Genomic DNA, 14,939 nt, shown 5'->3' with positions numbered 1-14,939 from the left:
GGGCGGCCGTCAGAACCCGGCGGCCGCCTGCATCAATGCACCGGCGCGGTAATCCTTGGGCGAGCGGTCGAAGTGCTTCTTGAACGAGCGGCTGAAGTGCGCCGAGTCGGTGAAGCCCCACTTGTAGGCGATCGAGGTGATGGACTCACCCTTGAGGATGGGGTTGGCCAGGTCGTCGGCGCTGCGTTTCAGGCGTGAGCGCTGGATGTAGCGGCAGACGCTGTCCCCCTCCTCCTCGAACAGCCGGTACAGGTGGCGCACCGAGATGTCCAGGCGATTGGCCAGGGCCAGGGGCGTGAGGTTGGGCTGGGACAGCGACTCGTCGATGATCTTCTGCACGTAGCTGCGCAGGTTGGCGCCCTGCAAGGATTCGCTCGCTGCGGCTTGCGCGCGGTCCTGGCCCAGCGCCGGCTCCAGCAGGGAGATGAAGGCATTCTCCAGGGCCTCGCTTTCGGCGTCATCCGAGGCGGCCTGCTCGCGGCACAGCTGGTCCATCAGCAAGTGGAGCATCTTGCCGCTGGCGCGGCTGGAGGAAATCTTGCCGAACTTGGCCTGCTTGGACTTGAACGCCCGCTCCACCGCTACCCGGGGCAGGTGCAGGGACGCGTGGTCGATGAGGCCGAAGGGGGTGATCTCGCAGGCGCCCACCGAATCCATCAGCAGCAGTTCGCCAGGCGCCAGGTCGATGCTGACGCCACCCTGCATCACGCGGGAGAAACCGCTGCGCTGGCTGATCAGGAAGCAGTGGCGATCGTCATCGCGGTCGGCCTTGAGGGAAGCGCGTGAAATGAGCCCGGCATTGGTGCGCAAGTGCGCCATGGTGAGGCCGGAATGACACTGCGAGGAGATCTCGCCGATGAACAGCGAACGGCTGGTCGCCAGCCGGGTCTCGAACCTGCCGCAGATGGACTGCAGCGCCGCCTGCCAGTCTTCCAGACCGCCACGAGCTTCTTGAGCACGCATACGAACCTCCGGAGTTGTCTTGTTTTTGTTGCGAGATTGTTAACATGTTATCTATGCGAGCGCAACAAGGACCCACACGGCTTCTGCGAATGCAGATTTGGTGCCAGCGGAACGCGACGCCACCCGTTCTTCGGAAATGCCAACCTAGGCCGGTCTTCTGCCCGGCAAGCAATGGACCCCGGTGCTCGGAGAGCCTTCACATCGCTACCGTCGACTTCGCACGGCTCGGAAACACGGCAATCCTGCCTGTCGGAACCACCTGACACAAAACTCGGCCCACCAATTTACGGACCTCATTAGAATACTTATATTACTTATAGCCGAGTGATACGGGCATGAATGAGATCCGCTGGACCAGGAAGGCCATCAAGCAGCTCAGACGAACCGCCAGCATCGATCAGAAAAGAATCTACGACGCCGTCCAGGCGCTGGCCGCCATGCCGGATGTACGCAACGTCAAAGCCCTCGTCCACCACCAATTCGGCTATCGGCTTCGAGTCGGCCTGTACCGGGTGATTTTCGATTGGGACGGTTCCATCCAGATCGTGAGTATCGAAGAGGTAAAGAAACGTGACGAGCACACCTACTAACGTGCAGATCATCAATGACGCGAACGGCAACCCCGCCTTCGTCGTCATCCCCTATGCGGACTACATCGCCACGCAAGGCCAGGACGGTCTGGTCCCCAACGAAGTCGTCGGCCATATGGTCAAGGATGGCCTCACCGCCATCGCCGCGTGGCGCAGACACCTGGGACTCTCCCAGGAGCAGGTGGCCGCGCGCATCGGCATCAGCCAGCCGGCCTATGCCCAGCAGGAGCAGGCCGCCAGGCCGCGCAAGGCGACCCGGGAGAAGATCGCCAGCGCCCTCGGCATCGCCCCGCAGCTGCTTGACCTCTGAAACGAAAAGCCCCGGCACTGGCCGGGGCTTTCTCGATGGTCTCGCTGCGCCTCAGCGGGCCAGCACCGCCAGCACGATGACCAGCAGGACGATGCCGCCGGCGATCACCAGGGCCTGGGTGCCCGAGCGCTCCTTGCGGGTGCCCCGGCCCTTCTTCGGGTGGGCGGTGCCCATGCCCTGCTTGAAGCCGGCGGTCCTGGGGCCCTTCATCTTGTGCGATGCCATGAATCACTCCTTGTTGAATAACGACACGCCAAGAACCTAACACCCACCCGTCACCCACTCCAGCCCCGCAGCGTTTGCCGCCATCGCGCCAGCCTGCATAATCCCGCCTCATGCCCCAGCCAGGGAAGCGCTCCCGGATGCCCACCAAAGCCCCGATCACCCGTGCCTACTGCGTCCAGCTGGACGAGGTGCTGTCCATTGCCGAAGCCCGGCGGGCGTTCTTCTCCCTGCCCGAGCCGCGCAGCCGCTTCGACTTCCTGTGCTCCAGCGAGGCCTGCCGCGCGCTGGGCACCAAGGTCACCGCCGCCAACTACGACAAGCAGCCGAACGAGACCTACAAGGCCGCGCACTTTCGTGAGAACCCGCACTCGGCCCATGCGCCCGATTGCCAATGGATGGCCGACGAGGAGGACGAGGACGCCGAAGGCAGGCTGCCCGGCGAGAGCGAGGCCGAGGCCCGGCAGCGCCACGCCCGGCGCAAGCTGCATGACTACATCGATGTGTTCGAGCCCCCGGTCGAACAGGCCAGGCCCAGCACCGACAAGTCCGACACGCCGACCGCCCCCGCGCGCAAACCCGCCGGCACCCCAGAGAAAGCCCCGTCCCAGCGCACCGAGAAGAAGGCGATCAACCAGCGCACCAACAGCCTGGAGCGCCTGGTGGAGTGCTACCGGCAGGCACGGCTGGAGCTTAGCGACGAGGAGTTCAAGGCCATGCGCCTGCGCGTGGTGGGCGAAGGCGAGATGGCCCTGGGCGCGTACTTCAAGGCGATCAGGTACGCCAGGCTGGGCAGTGCCAACCGGGTGCTGCAGGGCGGCGCGCTGCTGGTGGACCGCTACGGCAGCGGCTTCAAGCTGAAGTTCTACGACCGCATCGACAACAAGCCGGTGTTTCTCTACATCGCCAAGGAACAGATGGACGCCTACCGCTTCCGGGGCTACCTGGACGGCCTGTTGCGAGAGGAAGTCGACTACTTCCGCGTCTACGCCATCGGCGAACTGGCGCTCTCCCCCAGCGGCAAGAGCGTTGACCTCAAGGTCGGCGACCTGCGCCAGCTGGTGCTGATCCCGGGTATGAAGAAGGCCCCCGCGACGGGGGCCTGAAGCCACTCAGAATCCTGCCAGCACCCGGGCCAGTGCAGGCAGCGCATTCAGCAGATGGGCCTGCTGCGCGTCGTCCAGGCGAATGTAGCGACGGAACGCCGGCATGCGGTTGACCACCTCGCTGGCGCCCATGTGCTCCAGCCGTACCTGCCAGTGATCGCCATCGCGCTCGATGCGCAGGCGTTTGAAATCCAGCGGCATCAGCGCCGCCCTCAACGCCTCGTCGCCTTCCAGCGCGGCGATCACCCCCGCCAGTCCGGGCGCATTGCCATGGCGGCGGACGCAGGCCAGCCCCTGGCGGCGGATGGCGCCTGTGTGACGCAGGTCGATCACCGCCACGCCCTCGGAACGAGTCGGCACCCGCAGTTCGAATTCGGTGAGCACCAGGTGCATCAGCAGCTCCGACTGGGTGCGCTCGCGGGCCTCGAAGCTCAGCCCGCCCTCCAGGGTGAAGCGCCCCCTGCCCGGCTCCAGCGCCTCGAAAGCGAGGCCGCCCAGGTTGCGCCGTACCAGGGCCAGGGTCGCCCCCGGCCGATAGCCGGAGGGCGCGCGGCCGTTGCCGAAGAACTCACGCAGCGCGAGAAGCATGGCCGTAGCTCTCGCTGGCGTGGATGCCCGGCTCGGCGGCGAATTCCTTCTCCAGCACCTCCTCCACCGGCACCGGGCGGAACGGATTGACCTTCTGCACCACCACGGTCCAGAACAGCGCGTAGGCGGCGGTCAGGCCGAGCATCACGGCGAAGGGGCCGTAGATGTCCCTGGGGTTCATGCCCGGCGGGGTGATGAACCACATGCCCAGCAGGATGCCGGCGCTGGAGACGATCTGCGGCAGCGGGAAGAACGGCGACTTGTAGGCGCGCGGCAGGTCCGGGCGACGGATGCGCAGGATCACCACCGAGATCGTCACCAGCAGGTAGGCGGTGCTCCAGGCGCAGACGGCTGCCAGCACCAGGTTGAAGATGTTGTCGGTGTTGCCGCCCAGCCAGGCAGCATGCAGGCAGGGGATCAGCACCGCTACGGCGATGCACAGCAGCGGCGTCTTGTAGCGCGGGTGCAGGTAGGCGAAGACCTTCGGCAGCGCGCCATCGACCGCCATGCCGTACATGATGCGCGGCACGCCGGCCATCAGGGTGTTGATGGTGGCGGCACCGGCGAAGAGGAAGCCGATACCCAGCCAGATCGGGCCGATGTCGCCCATCACCTGCTGGGCGAACTGCGGAATCGCCATGGGCGTGTCCAGCAGGTGCAGGCCGGTGGCTTCGTCGAGCACGACGTTCTCCACCTGGCGCTTCATCGCCGCGCCGTAGATGAACATGCAGGAGGCCACGCCGAACAGGCCCAGGGCCATGGCGCGGGGCATGGTACGGGCGGAGTTGCGCAGGTCCGGCGCCAACGGGGTGACGAACTCGCAGCCGACGAACATGAACATCGCCATGCCCACCAGGGAGAGGATGGTCACCAGGTCCGTGCCGATCAGCGAGGTGCCGAACCAGCCGTCCAGCTGCACGGCGGGCGCGGCGATCAGGCCGGCGATGCCGAACACCATCAGCGTCGTCCACATGCCGAAGGTGAGGATCACCTCGGCCTTGCCGAACACGCTGACGCCGAAGCCGTTGAGGATACCGAAGACGATGACGAAGCCCACGCCCAGCAGCCAGGAGCCGCCGGCCGATTCGGCCAGGGTGTTGAGGTGCTCGAAGTTCACCAGCGCCATGACCCCGGCGAGGATGGTTTCCGCCGTGCCGGCGAACACGTGGACGATCAGGTACGCCGCGATGGTCCCGGTGATGGCGAAGAAGCGCCCCATGCCGCAGGCGATGTAGTCGTAGACCGAGCCGGTGGTCGGGAGGATCGAGGCCGCCTCGGCGAAGGTGGTCGATTGCGCGAGCATCATCACCATGGCGATCAGCATGGCAACGGCGAAGGCGCTGCCGCCAATGCCGAAGCCCATGGTGGCGGTGAGGATCACCGGGCTGGCCATGATCAGCCCGATGGTGCTGGCCAGCGCGGTGGGGAAACCGACCGTACCTCGATTCAAATGTGCGGTGAGCTTGGCGTCGATCGACATCGTCAGGGCCCTCGAATGCATTGTTCTTGTTTATCGTTATCCGGCCATCACGGCCGGTGCGGTCGAAGCCGCAGGTTCCAGAACACTCTGCGCCTGCCCTCCCCGGGCGTCTTGCCCCTGCCTGCCGCTGCTCTTGTAGCAGCCTGACATGCCCAGACGCCCCGCAGGGTGGCGTAGAGCGCAGCGAAACCCATCGATCCGAGCCCCGCCCCACACCGTGATCATCGGCCGCTCCGGCAGCATGGGTTGCGTACCTCTACCCGTGCGACGAACTACGCCCTGTGCTCCGACCTCGTCCGCCTTCCCGCCAAAATGCGGGCAAAAAAAATGCCGCCGATGACCAGGGCGGCGGCGAAGCATGGTGACACGGAGCAAGCAACAATGGTGTCGCCCTCGCAGACGACGCCCCGACTATCCCACGTGCACCTCGGCGCCGCTTGCTCACCGCTGCCAGGTCGTTGCGCCTGCCTGACACGCTGCGCCCGCTGCACGCTGGGTCATGTCGGCATGGCAGGCAGAGTCAAGCCCGGCACCGGCTCCCTCCCTAAGCTGGGGCACGCCCCATGCGGGCGCCCCATCCCGCTGCCCGAACCAGGAGCCGATCGTGTCCAATGCCCTGATCAACACCCTTCCCAGCGTCGACGCCTTCGTCGACCGAACCCACGCCTCGTTCATCGACGGCCAACAGCACCAGGGCGCACAAGGCACCCCGCGCGAGGTGCACAACCCCGCCACCGGCGCGGTGCTCTCGCGCACCCTGCAGGCCGACGCCCCGCAGGTGGACGCCGTGGTCGCCTCGGCCCATCGCACCTTCCGCTCCGGCGTCTGGAGCCGACTGGCCCCCGCCGAGCGCGAGCGGGTGCTGCTGCGCTTCGCCGACCTGGTGGAGGCCCATGGCGAGGAGCTGGCGCAACTGGAAACCCTCAACCAGGGCAAGTCCATCCACCTCGCCCGCGCAGTGGAGGTCGGCGCCTCGGTCAACTACATACGCTACATGGCCGGCTGGGCCACCAAGATCGAAGGCCAGACACTGGACGTGTCCATCCCCGTGCCGGCCCAGGCGCGCTTCAACGCCTACACCCGCCGCGAGCCGGCCGGCGTGGTCGCCGGCATCGTGCCGTGGAACTTCCCGATGATGATCGCCCTGTGGAAGGTGATGCCGGCCCTGGCCTGCGGCTGCACCATCATCATCAAGCCTGCGGACGAGACCCCGCTCACGGCCCTGCGCCTGGCCGAGCTGGCGATCCAGGCCGGCATCCCGGCGGGCGCCTTCAACGTGCTGGTGGGCGGTGCCGATGCCGGTGCGGCGCTGGTGGCCCACCCGCTGGTGAACAAGGTGTCCTTCACCGGCTCCACCGCCGTGGGCAAGCAGGTCGGCCGTGCGGCGCTGGACAACATGACCCGCTTCACCCTGGAGCTGGGCGGCAAGAACCCCATGCTGGTGCTGGCCGACGCCGATATCGAGCAGGCCGTGGCCGGCGCCATCGGGGGCGGCCTGCTCAACCAGGGCCAGGTCTGCGCCGCTGCCTCGCGCCTCTACGTGCACGCCAGCCGCTACCAGGACTTCGTCGAGGCGCTGAGCGCCCAGGTGGCGCAACTGAAGGTCGGCGCGGGCATGGACCCGGAAGCCCAGGTCAACGCCCTGGTCTCCCGCCGCCAGCAGGCCAGCGTGCTGCGCTACCTGGCCATCGCCCGCGAGGAAGGCGCGCAATTCTGCACCGGCGGCGGCCAGCCCGACCTGCCCGGCTACTTCGTGCAGCCCACGGTGCTGGGCAAGGTCACCCAGGGGATGACCTCGGTGCGCGAGGAAATCTTCGGCCCGGTGCTCTCGGTGCTGCCCTTCGATGACCTCGACCAGGCCGTGGACATGCTCAACGACAGCCGCTACGGGCTGACCGCGAGCATCTGGAGCAACGACCTGGGCCGGGTGATGGACCTCATCCCGCGCATCGAGGCCGGCACCGTCTGGGTCAACAACCACGTCCCGGTGGACCCCAACCTGCCCTTCGGCGGCTACAAGCAGTCGGGCATGGGCCGCGAGTTCGGCAAGGCCGCCATCGAAGGCTTCACCGAGGTGAAGTCGGTGTGCATCACCTACTGATGCAACGCGCCATCGCCCGACCCGCCATGGCCCGGGCGATGCGCCTGCCCTACCCCCGCAGCAGCCAGAACAGCGCGAACACCCAGCGCTGCCAGCCGGCGTCGGCCGACTTCAGCACGCCGCTCGCCACGCCATAGCGCCAGGCCCAGTGCAACGCCCGGCGCAGGTCGCGCAGCGGGCTGTGGCGATTGCGGTAAACCTCCACCGCCAACAGGCCCATGGCCTCGGCATGCCCCGCCTCGGCCGCACGCAGCAGGTGCGCCTCGGCCTCCTCCCAGTCGACGGGATCGGTGCGCAACGCCAGCTCACCGCAGAAGGCGTGCATGAAGGCGATCACCAGGAGATCGCCACGATCGGCGAAACACTCCAGGTAGACCTCGGCGTGGTTGAGCGCCTCCAGCCACAGCCGCTCGGCCGCTTCGGCGTCTTCCTCGGCTTCGGCCTGGGCCGCCAGCAGCTCCACCAGCGCCCGGGTCGCCGGGCCATGCCCATCGGCCGCCGCCGAGCGCCACAGCACCCGCGCCGCCTCGGCGTCCGCCGGGCAGCCCAGCCCATCACGACGGCAGATGCCAAGCAGGTGCAGCCCCTCGGTGTGCTCGGCCTGGTTACGCACACTCAGCAGCAACAGGCGCTCCAGCGCGGCGAAGGCCCGGGCACCGTCCACCGGCCCGGCCTCGGCATCCAGCCAGAGGCGCGCCTGCAGCAACAGCAGCGCATGGACCTCGTCCAGCTCATGATCCAGCGCCCGCGCCCGCTCCACCCAGCCGCGCGCCTGCTGCAAATCATCCGGGCTGCCAGAGCGTTCGAACGCCAGCTGCGCCAACCGCAACCAGGCTGCCGCCGTGGGCGCGGCCTCGCCCTCCAGGCCGCAGGCACGTCGCGCCCAGCGCATGGCCTGGGCCGGTTCATGGGCAAGACGGGACAAGGCCAGCGCCGCAGCCGGGTCGCCCGCCCGATGGCGGCGCTCCCACTCATCAGGGGAAACGGGCTGTAGAACGGGCGCCTCCAGCTCCGGTTCAAGCTCCGGCTCAGGGCCCTCGCCGGTCTCGGGTTCGATATCGCTGCCATCGGGCTCATCCGCCGGCAGCCTGGCATCGACCGACTCCTCCCACCCATCGAAAGGCACGCGCAGCCCGCTGAAATCCTCGATAGAGCCCAGGGCCCGGAACCAGGGGTGGTCCAGCGTCTCCAGGCCGAACGCCCGCACCCACTCGTCGAGGTCCTCGTAATCCAGCACCAGGGTGACGTCGTGCAAATCGACGGTGCCGTCCTGCAACGCTTGCAGGCGGGTGTCCGCATTCCATTTCCAGAAGCCGATACGCGAATCGGTGTTGGCATCGAAGGGCCCGGAAACCGCATCCAGGTCGCCCTGCAGCCACAACGACTCGACCGGCACCCCGGTGCGCGCCGCGGCGCGGTCGAGGAACGCGGCCACCGCATCCAGGCACAGCCCGAGGGTGGGCACGCGATGGTGCTGGGGGTGCCGGCGGACATAGGCCTCGAACTGCGCCCAGTGATCCTGCGCCTCGGCCAACGGCAAACGCAGGCCCTGCCTGGGCGTCTGCACGTCCACCTGCGCCGGTGTGATCGCCGGCACCACCTGTGCGCCCGCCAGCAGCAGGCACCAGAGCGGTGTCACATCCTGGTCCCAGGCCAGGCAGCAGGGTTCGACCCCCTCGCCACCGAGGTAGAGCCAGGCGGCCGAAGCCAGTTCCGATTCCATGGGCATCGCGGTTTCCCTGCACAGCGGGCCCGGCCGATCCAGGGCCCGCGCAAAAGCGCCAATCATGGCGTGAAGCGAGGGCGCCCACCAGCCGCGGGCCACGGGGGATTCCCAGGTTGTGAAGCAGCGCCGCGTTCGCCACCGGCCGCATCCGCGCCGGGTTCCCCTGAGCCCGGCGCGAGCCCGGTTCAGCGCAAGGGTTCGAACTGCCCCGTGCGCTCGTCCCAGGCGAAGGCCACGCCCGCGCAGCGCTGGCGCTTGCCCACCCGCAGCTGGGTGATGCCCTGCTCGAGTGCCAGCTGCACGGTTTCCAGCCCTTCGTTGCGGCACCCGGGCAGGCTCAGGCTCTGCACGCGCTTGCCGGTCTTCTTCGCGTACACCTCGATGGCCGTGGCCGGCGCACCGTCCCGGGCCAGCGGCACTTGGAAGTAGAAGCGCTCGGTGGACGCCGCCTGCGGCACCTCCACGGTCGCGCCGGGCCAGGCTTCGTCGGAACTCAACCGGGCGACGTGCTTCATCTGGATCGGCAGGCTCTTGCCGGTGCGGTAGTCGGTCCAGGTGCCGTTGAGGGTGGCGTCCTGCTTGAAGTAGCCCGAGGTGGTGAAACGGATGCGTGCCGCCGGCAGGCCAGCGGTGTCCAGTTCGTCCATGGCGGTGCCATGGGGCTCGTTGCTGCTGAACACCGGTTTCAGGCGGATCGGCGTGCGGTAGCGGTCGTAGAAATACAGGCCACGGATGATGCGGTTCTGGTAGTCCGTCACCAGGGTGATCGACTGCTTGCCGAGGGTGCCCCGGTAGATGTCCAGGGCGGAGGCCACGCCCGGGCCGCAGAGGGCCGCGAACAAGGCCAGGCGCAGGACAAGGCGAAGGAAGCGACTCATTGCGCACCCTCCCCGGCCGGCTGCATCACCACGCGCTGCCCTTCGACCAGGCGGTAGAAGCCACCCTTGAAGTCGCCGGGCCGGTAGCCATCGCCCCCCTCAAGGCGGTACTCGAAGCGCCCGCGCTGGTAGGTGTCGAAGTACAGCGAACCGCTGCCGGCCATCTCGGTCAGGCCCGCGTGCAGTGCGTAGCGGCCGGACGCCGGATCGTACAGGTAGTACTGCACCGTGCCGCTGGCCAGGGCCTTGTCGCTCTCGCGGATGCGCTTGGGCACGAAGGAGAAGTCGACGACGTCGTCATCGTCCAGGTAGGCCAGCCGCAGGGTGTCGGTGCCGAAGAAGTAGGCATCCAGGCCCTCGATCACCTGCCGCGTCGCGCCACTCGCCTTGTCGATGACGGTGATGCGGTCGAAGACCGGCACCGCTTCGTTGGCCGCCTTGCGTGCATGCACACGGAAACTCATGCCCTGGCTGGTGCCCTTCTGCAGCAGGTCGGCCTCGTAGGCCACCCGGGAGTCCTCGCTGAACACCTGCTCGCGTTGCAGCTGCACAGGGCGCTCCTCACGGGTACGCAGGTCGATCCAGCGCCCCTGCAGCACCTTCTGGTCGATGACGAAGCTCTGGAACTCGATCGCCGCCGGTGGCATCGGCGTGTTGTCACGCAGGTTGATCAGCAGCGGTTCGCCGGCCTCGTAGGGGGTCTTTTCCAGGGTCAGGTGATCGGCGGCGGCCGAGGTCTCGACGAACCCGGCCATGCCATCCCAGGCGCTGTCGAACTGGAGGATGACTTCCAGCTGCATATCCCCCGCCGTGCCCCGGTAGACCGTGCTGGGCAGGGTGTGGGCGCTCGCCGTGCCGGCGATGCACAGGGTCGCCCAGGCGGGCAGGTGCTTCCATGCTGAGAAGGCCACGCGGTGCTCCTTGCGAAAAAAGGAGCGCAGCCTAACAAAAAGCCCCCTCGGCACGTCAGTGCGCGAGGGGGCCGGGGTGACGCCGCAGGCGCGTCAGCGGGCGTCGTTCTCCTCGATGGGCTGCGCCGCCTGGCCACGGGTCTTGTACAGCGACAGCAGCACGCCGCCGACCAGCAGGCCCAGGGTCACGCTGAGGGAGATCACCGCCGGGATCTTGCCGATGATGCCGACCAGGAAGATCTTCGCGCCGATGAACACCAGCACCAGGGCGAGGGCGTACTTCAGGTAGGCGAAGCGGTGGATCAGCGCCGCCAGGGCGAAGTACAGGGCACGCAGGCCGAGGATGGCGAAGATGTTCGAGGTGTAGACGATGAACGGGTCCTGGGTGATGGCGAAGATCGCCGGCACACTGTCGATGGCGAACACCAGGTCGGCGCACTCGATCATCACCAGGGCCAAGAACAGCGGCGTCGCCCAGAGCACGGTCTTGCCGGTGGCATCCGCTTGGCGCACGAAGAAGCGCTGCCCGTGCAGGCTGTCGGTGACGCGCATGTGCCGGCGCAGGAACTTCACCAGTGCGTTGTTCTCCAGGTCCGGGTGCTCATCCACCCTGGAGAACAGCATCTTCACGCCGGTGATGGCCAGGAACACGCCGAACACGTAGAGGATCCAGCTGAACTCGTGGATCAGCGCCGCGCCCAGACCGATCATCACCGCACGCAGGACGATCACCCCCATGATTCCCCAGAACAGCACCTTGTGCTGGTACTCGCGCGGGATGGCCAGGAAGCTGAAGATCATCGCCATGAGGAACACGTTGTCCATCGACAGCGATTTTTCGATGAGGAAGCCCGTGAGGTAATCCATGCTGGCGTCGCCGCCCTTCTGGAAGAACACCCAGAGCCCGAACAGCAGGCCGGCGGTGATGTAGCCGGCGGAGAGCAGCAGGCTTTCCTTGACGCCGATCTCGCGGTTATCGCGATGCAGCACGCCCAGGTCGAAGGCCAGCAGGGAGAACACCACGGCGAGGAAGACCAGCCACAGCCAGGTGGCGGTGCCGAGGAAGTCGGAAAACAGGAACGTATCTAGGGCGGTCATTGGAGCCCCTCCTTGCAGTCGAAGTTGTACAGACTGTGATTCCGACATCGCGGTATTAACCGCCAGAGGGGCCCGGCTTCACGACGGCTAAATTACAGAATCCCGGGGGACGCGCTCAACGAGCGGGCTTTTGCAAAGTGTTTCCTGGCGGGCGCAGTTCGACGATCCCCCCTGCAGCCCGCTCTCCTCGTCCATGACCAGCGACCGGGCGTGATCAACCCGGCAGCGGAGAGTTCCCCGAGCGGCCGGCTCAGGGCTTCCAGGTCTGCCGCAGCGCGCGCGTGGCGTCGCGCTTCAGGCCCAGGCGTGCCGCGGCCCAGGCGTTGTAGGCGGACGAGCCGAGCAGGCGCAGCAGCGCCTGGCGTTCGGGCCGCAAGCGGGCAGCACGTTCGGCGGGTTCGATGGTGGGCAGGATGCGCGGAAAGGCAGCCCCCCGCAGCGGCCCGCCTGCCGTCGAATCGTGCTCGAAATGAATCGGCATGCGCTTGGCCGATGGCGCGTACACCACGTCGTCACCGGTCCAGCGCAGCGCCAGGGCGCGGCGGCGCTGGGTACGCGACGCATTGCCGTAGGAGCCGTGCAGCGTCAGCGGGTGGAACATCAGGATGTCCCCCGGCTCCATCTCCCAGTCCAGCAACTCGTAGCGCCCGGGGTCGGCGTTGATGTCGGGAATGTCGTCCATCGCCTCATCGATGATCGCCGCCACATAGTCCGGCGAGATGGCCTTGAAGCGCTGCGGCCACAGGTGCGAACCCTTCACGTAGAGCAACCCGCTGTTGGCGCGGGTGACCGGGTCGCACGGAATCCAGAAAGAGCAGATCTGCTCACCACGGATCGGCCAGAAACTGAGGTCCTGGTGCCAGGGCGTCGGCGCATCGGTGCCGGGCTCCTTGATGAACATCTGGTCGTAGAAGAAGCGCACCTCGCTGGAGCGCATCAACTGCTGCGCCCAGCGGGCGAAGGGGCCGTAGTAGATCAGGTCGCGCAGGGCGTCGATGCGTTTCCAGAGAAAGATATCCATCTGGTAGCCCTCGACCTTGCGCGACATGAAACGCCCCACCAGCGAGGTATTGGTGCGCGCCTGTTCGATTCCGCTTTCGATCAGGGCCATCCAGTTCGGCTCGATGGCACCGCGGATCATCACCACGCCATCTTCGCGATAGCGGCGGATTTCGTCGTCGGTCAGGGTACGTCGGGGGTAGGCGGCAAAGGTCATCTCGGCTCCCTGGGCGCAGGCGCCCGGATTGTTGTTGTAGGGGATGGGTGTCACCGAAAATGATCATAATCCCAATATTGAGAATATCGCCAATTTTAATTAGCCTGAGCGTCCGTCACCCCGCCACAGGGGTGGCTCATCACGCGAAGGGCTGACATGAACAACAAGAACGAAACCCGATCCCTGCCCGAGCAGGTGGATGTGCTGGTGGTGGGCAACGGCCCCGTGGGCGCGACCATGGCGGCGCTGCTGGGGCGCAGCGGCGTGCGCACCCTGGTGGTGGACAAGAGCCGCGACATCCTGCTGATGCCGCGCGCCATCGCCCTGGACAACGAGGCGCTGCGCATCCTCCAGCAGGCCGGGCTGGACGAGGACGCCTTCGACAAGGTGGTCATCCCCGAGGTGAAGATGCACTGCCCGCTGGTGGGCGAGTTCGGCCGCGCCAACACCAGCGGCAACCTGGACGGCCATCCCAAGCTGGTGACCTTCTACCAGCCGGACCTGGAGCGTGCGATGCGCGCCCAGGCGCGGTGCTTCCCCTGCATCGAGACCCGCAGCGGCCTCGAGCTCACCGGGCTGGCCCAGGACGACGACGGCGTAGTGGCGACCCTGCGCGATGGCGAAGGCCGCGAGTTGACGCTGCGCGCCCGCTACCTGGTGGGCGCGGACGGCGCCAGCTCGAAGGTGCGCAGCCTGATCGGCCAGGACTTCCAGGGCCGCAGCTACGCCGAGGACTGGCTCATCGTCGACGCCAACGGCCGCCAGCGCAGCGCCATCGACCATGTCGAGTTCATCTGCGACCACCGCCGCCCCACTCCCCACATGCCCGCCCCCGGCGGCCGTGAACGCTGGGAGTTCATGATGCGCAAGGGCGAGACCCGCGCGCAGATGGAAGACCCCGCGCGCATCGCCCAGCTGCTGTCGCCCTGGATCGCCCCGGAGTCCCTCAGCATCGAGCGCAAGGCCGTGTACCGCTTCCACGCGCGCTGCTGCCAGCGCTTCCAGGAAGGCCGGGTGTTCCTCGTCGGCGACGCCGCCCACATCACCCCGCCCTTCGTCGGCCAGGGCCTGGTGGCCGGCCTGCGTGACGCGGCCAACCTGGCCTGGAAGCTCGCCTGGGTGCTGCAGGGCCGCGCCACGCCCGAGGTGCTCGACAGCTACGACCAGGAGCGGCGCCCCCATGCGCGGGAGATGATCGCCCTGGCCAAGCTGATGGGCAGCCTGGTGATGCCGAGCAATGCCCTGCTCGCCCTCATGGTGCACGGTTCGATGCGCCTGATGCGCTTCATCCCTCCCGCCCGCCGGCACCTGGAGGAGCTGGAGATCAAGCCGAAGAACCGCTTCCGACACGGCCTGTTCAAGCGCCCGCGGATCCGTCGCGGCGCCAGCGGCGGGCTGTTCCCCCAGGCCCTGGTGCGCGACGCCCAGAACCGCATCCGCCTCAGCGACGACCTGCTGGGGGACGGCCTTGCCCTGGTGGGGCTCGGTGTCGATCCACGCTCGACCCTGGACGCCGCGGCGCAACGGCGCTGGGAAGCCAGCGGCGGCACCTTCCTGCACCTGGGGCTGCGCGGCCAGCAAGGGCCGGACACGCCGTTCGCCGAGGACATCTGCGACCGCTTCCTGCCGACCATGCCCCGGCGCTCGGTGGCGGTTGTACGCCCCGACCGCATCCTCATGCACCAGGGCCCTGCGGAGCGCGCGCCACAGCTGGTGAACGAATGCCTGGCGCTGCTGGGCAACTGAACCA

14 protein-coding genes are annotated in these 14,939 nt (G+C 67.5%); 5 read left to right on the top strand and 9 right to left on the bottom strand.

What is annotated here, in order from left to right:
- Window positions 1-9 precede the first annotated feature (9 nt).
- Window positions 10-963: a transcriptional regulator FeaR gene (gene feaR, locus HSX14_RS14405; protein WP_173175797.1), complete on the bottom strand. Its 954-nt coding sequence runs from the start codon at window positions 961-963 to the stop codon at window positions 10-12.
- A gap of 335 nt (window positions 964-1,298) precedes the next feature.
- On the opposite strand from feaR, the gene HSX14_RS14400 reads away from it, so the two are divergent.
- Both HSX14_RS14400 and HSX14_RS14395 read left to right on the top strand, forming a co-directional pair.
- Complete coding sequence (locus HSX14_RS14400; protein WP_173175795.1) at window positions 1,299-1,553, top strand: type II toxin-antitoxin system RelE family toxin; 255 nt, start codon at window positions 1,299-1,301, stop codon at window positions 1,551-1,553.
- The gene (locus tag HSX14_RS14395; RefSeq protein ID WP_173175793.1) at window positions 1,534-1,863 is read left to right on the top strand and encodes a helix-turn-helix domain-containing protein; all 330 of its coding nucleotides are present in this window, start codon (window positions 1,534-1,536) and stop codon (window positions 1,861-1,863) included. Before HSX14_RS14400 ends, HSX14_RS14395 begins: the two co-directional genes overlap by 20 nt.
- Window positions 1,864-1,914: 51 nt before the next feature.
- Here HSX14_RS14395 and HSX14_RS14390 read toward each other — a convergent pair whose 3' ends face one another.
- Complete coding sequence (locus HSX14_RS14390) at window positions 1,915-2,088, bottom strand: hypothetical protein (protein WP_173175791.1); 174 nt, start codon at window positions 2,086-2,088, stop codon at window positions 1,915-1,917.
- Window positions 2,089-2,225: 137 nt separating this feature from the next.
- Here HSX14_RS14390 and HSX14_RS14385 point away from each other — a divergent pair, with 137 nt between their 5' ends.
- Entirely contained in the window at window positions 2,226-3,191 is a 966-nt protein-coding gene (locus HSX14_RS14385) for an ATPase (RefSeq protein ID WP_173175789.1), read from the top strand.
- Between the two features lie 6 nt (window positions 3,192-3,197).
- On the opposite strand, the gene HSX14_RS14380 is transcribed toward HSX14_RS14385, so the two are convergent.
- A complete protein-coding gene (locus HSX14_RS14380; protein WP_173175787.1) occupies window positions 3,198-3,779 on the bottom strand; it encodes a DUF3156 family protein in 582 nt (193 codons plus the stop codon).
- The gene (locus HSX14_RS14375; RefSeq protein WP_173175785.1) at window positions 3,760-5,259 is read right to left on the bottom strand and encodes an APC family permease; all 1,500 of its coding nucleotides are present in this window, start codon (window positions 5,257-5,259) and stop codon (window positions 3,760-3,762) included. Before HSX14_RS14375 ends, HSX14_RS14380 begins: the two co-directional genes overlap by 20 nt.
- A 604-nt stretch (window positions 5,260-5,863) precedes the next feature.
- On the opposite strand from HSX14_RS14375, the gene HSX14_RS14370 reads away from it, so the two are divergent.
- Complete coding sequence (locus tag HSX14_RS14370; RefSeq protein ID WP_197970222.1) at window positions 5,864-7,360, top strand: aldehyde dehydrogenase family protein; 1,497 nt, start codon at window positions 5,864-5,866, stop codon at window positions 7,358-7,360.
- 49 nt (window positions 7,361-7,409) lie between these two features.
- Here the strand turns inward: HSX14_RS14370 and HSX14_RS14365 are convergent, their stop codons facing one another.
- The 5 genes from HSX14_RS14365 to HSX14_RS14345 form a co-directional block, all read right to left on the bottom strand.
- The gene (locus HSX14_RS14365; protein ID WP_173175781.1) at window positions 7,410-9,089 is read right to left on the bottom strand and encodes an SEL1-like repeat protein; all 1,680 of its coding nucleotides are present in this window, start codon (window positions 9,087-9,089) and stop codon (window positions 7,410-7,412) included.
- A 182-nt stretch (window positions 9,090-9,271) separates the two neighbouring features.
- The gene (locus HSX14_RS14360) at window positions 9,272-9,964 is read right to left on the bottom strand and encodes a hypothetical protein (protein ID WP_173175779.1); all 693 of its coding nucleotides are present in this window, start codon (window positions 9,962-9,964) and stop codon (window positions 9,272-9,274) included.
- A complete protein-coding gene (locus HSX14_RS14355; protein ID WP_173175777.1) occupies window positions 9,961-10,875 on the bottom strand; it encodes a hypothetical protein in 915 nt (304 codons plus the stop codon). The genes HSX14_RS14360 and HSX14_RS14355 overlap by 4 nt, the downstream gene beginning before the upstream one ends.
- Window positions 10,876-10,968: 93 nt before the next feature.
- The gene (locus tag HSX14_RS14350) at window positions 10,969-11,973 is read right to left on the bottom strand and encodes a TerC family protein (protein WP_173175775.1); all 1,005 of its coding nucleotides are present in this window, start codon (window positions 11,971-11,973) and stop codon (window positions 10,969-10,971) included.
- 250 nt (window positions 11,974-12,223) lie between these two features.
- Window positions 12,224-13,189 (bottom strand): phytanoyl-CoA dioxygenase family protein, encoded by a 966-nt coding sequence (locus tag HSX14_RS14345; protein ID WP_173175773.1) that lies wholly within the window; start codon window positions 13,187-13,189, stop codon window positions 12,224-12,226.
- Window positions 13,190-13,345: 156 nt separating this feature from the next.
- Here HSX14_RS14345 and mhpA point away from each other — a divergent pair, with 156 nt between their 5' ends.
- Window positions 13,346-14,935 carry a bifunctional 3-(3-hydroxy-phenyl)propionate/3-hydroxycinnamic acid hydroxylase MhpA gene (mhpA, locus tag HSX14_RS14340; protein WP_173175771.1) on the top strand — a complete coding sequence of 530 codons (1,590 nt, stop codon included), beginning with the start codon at window positions 13,346-13,348 and terminating at the stop codon, window positions 14,933-14,935.
- Window positions 14,936-14,939: the final 4 nt, after the last annotated feature.

The sequence above is a fragment of the Pseudomonas tohonis genome, from assembly GCF_012767755.2.
In the GTDB taxonomy this organism is placed as follows: Bacteria; Pseudomonadota; Gammaproteobacteria; order Pseudomonadales; family Pseudomonadaceae; genus Metapseudomonas; species Metapseudomonas tohonis.
This window is presented reverse-complemented; position numbering and strand designations above follow the sequence as displayed.

What these genes read in the sequence shown, in the direction of transcription:
- HSX14_RS14350 (WP_173175775.1), bottom strand. Translation starts at nt 11,973, where the DNA reads ATGACCGCCCTAGATACGTTCCTGTTTTCCGACTTCCTCGGCACCGCC.
- HSX14_RS14345 (WP_173175773.1), bottom strand. Translation starts at nt 13,189, where the DNA reads ATGACCTTTGCCGCCTACCCCCGACGTACCCTGACCGACGACGAAATC.
- HSX14_RS14375 (WP_173175785.1), bottom strand. Translation starts at nt 5,259, where the DNA reads ATGTCGATCGACGCCAAGCTCACCGCACATTTGAATCGAGGTACGGTC.
- HSX14_RS14360 (WP_173175779.1), bottom strand. Translation starts at nt 9,964, where the DNA reads ATGAGTCGCTTCCTTCGCCTTGTCCTGCGCCTGGCCTTGTTCGCGGCC.
- HSX14_RS14390 (WP_173175791.1), bottom strand. Translation starts at nt 2,088, where the DNA reads ATGGCATCGCACAAGATGAAGGGCCCCAGGACCGCCGGCTTCAAGCAG.
- mhpA (WP_173175771.1), top strand. Translation starts at nt 13,346, where the DNA reads ATGAACAACAAGAACGAAACCCGATCCCTGCCCGAGCAGGTGGATGTG.
- feaR (WP_173175797.1), bottom strand. Translation starts at nt 963, where the DNA reads ATGCGTGCTCAAGAAGCTCGTGGCGGTCTGGAAGACTGGCAGGCGGCG.
- HSX14_RS14400 (WP_173175795.1), top strand. Translation starts at nt 1,299, where the DNA reads ATGAATGAGATCCGCTGGACCAGGAAGGCCATCAAGCAGCTCAGACGA.
- HSX14_RS14365 (WP_173175781.1), bottom strand. Translation starts at nt 9,089, where the DNA reads ATGCCCATGGAATCGGAACTGGCTTCGGCCGCCTGGCTCTACCTCGGT.
- HSX14_RS14385 (WP_173175789.1), top strand. Translation starts at nt 2,226, where the DNA reads ATGCCCACCAAAGCCCCGATCACCCGTGCCTACTGCGTCCAGCTGGAC.
- HSX14_RS14380 (WP_173175787.1), bottom strand. Translation starts at nt 3,779, where the DNA reads ATGCTTCTCGCGCTGCGTGAGTTCTTCGGCAACGGCCGCGCGCCCTCC.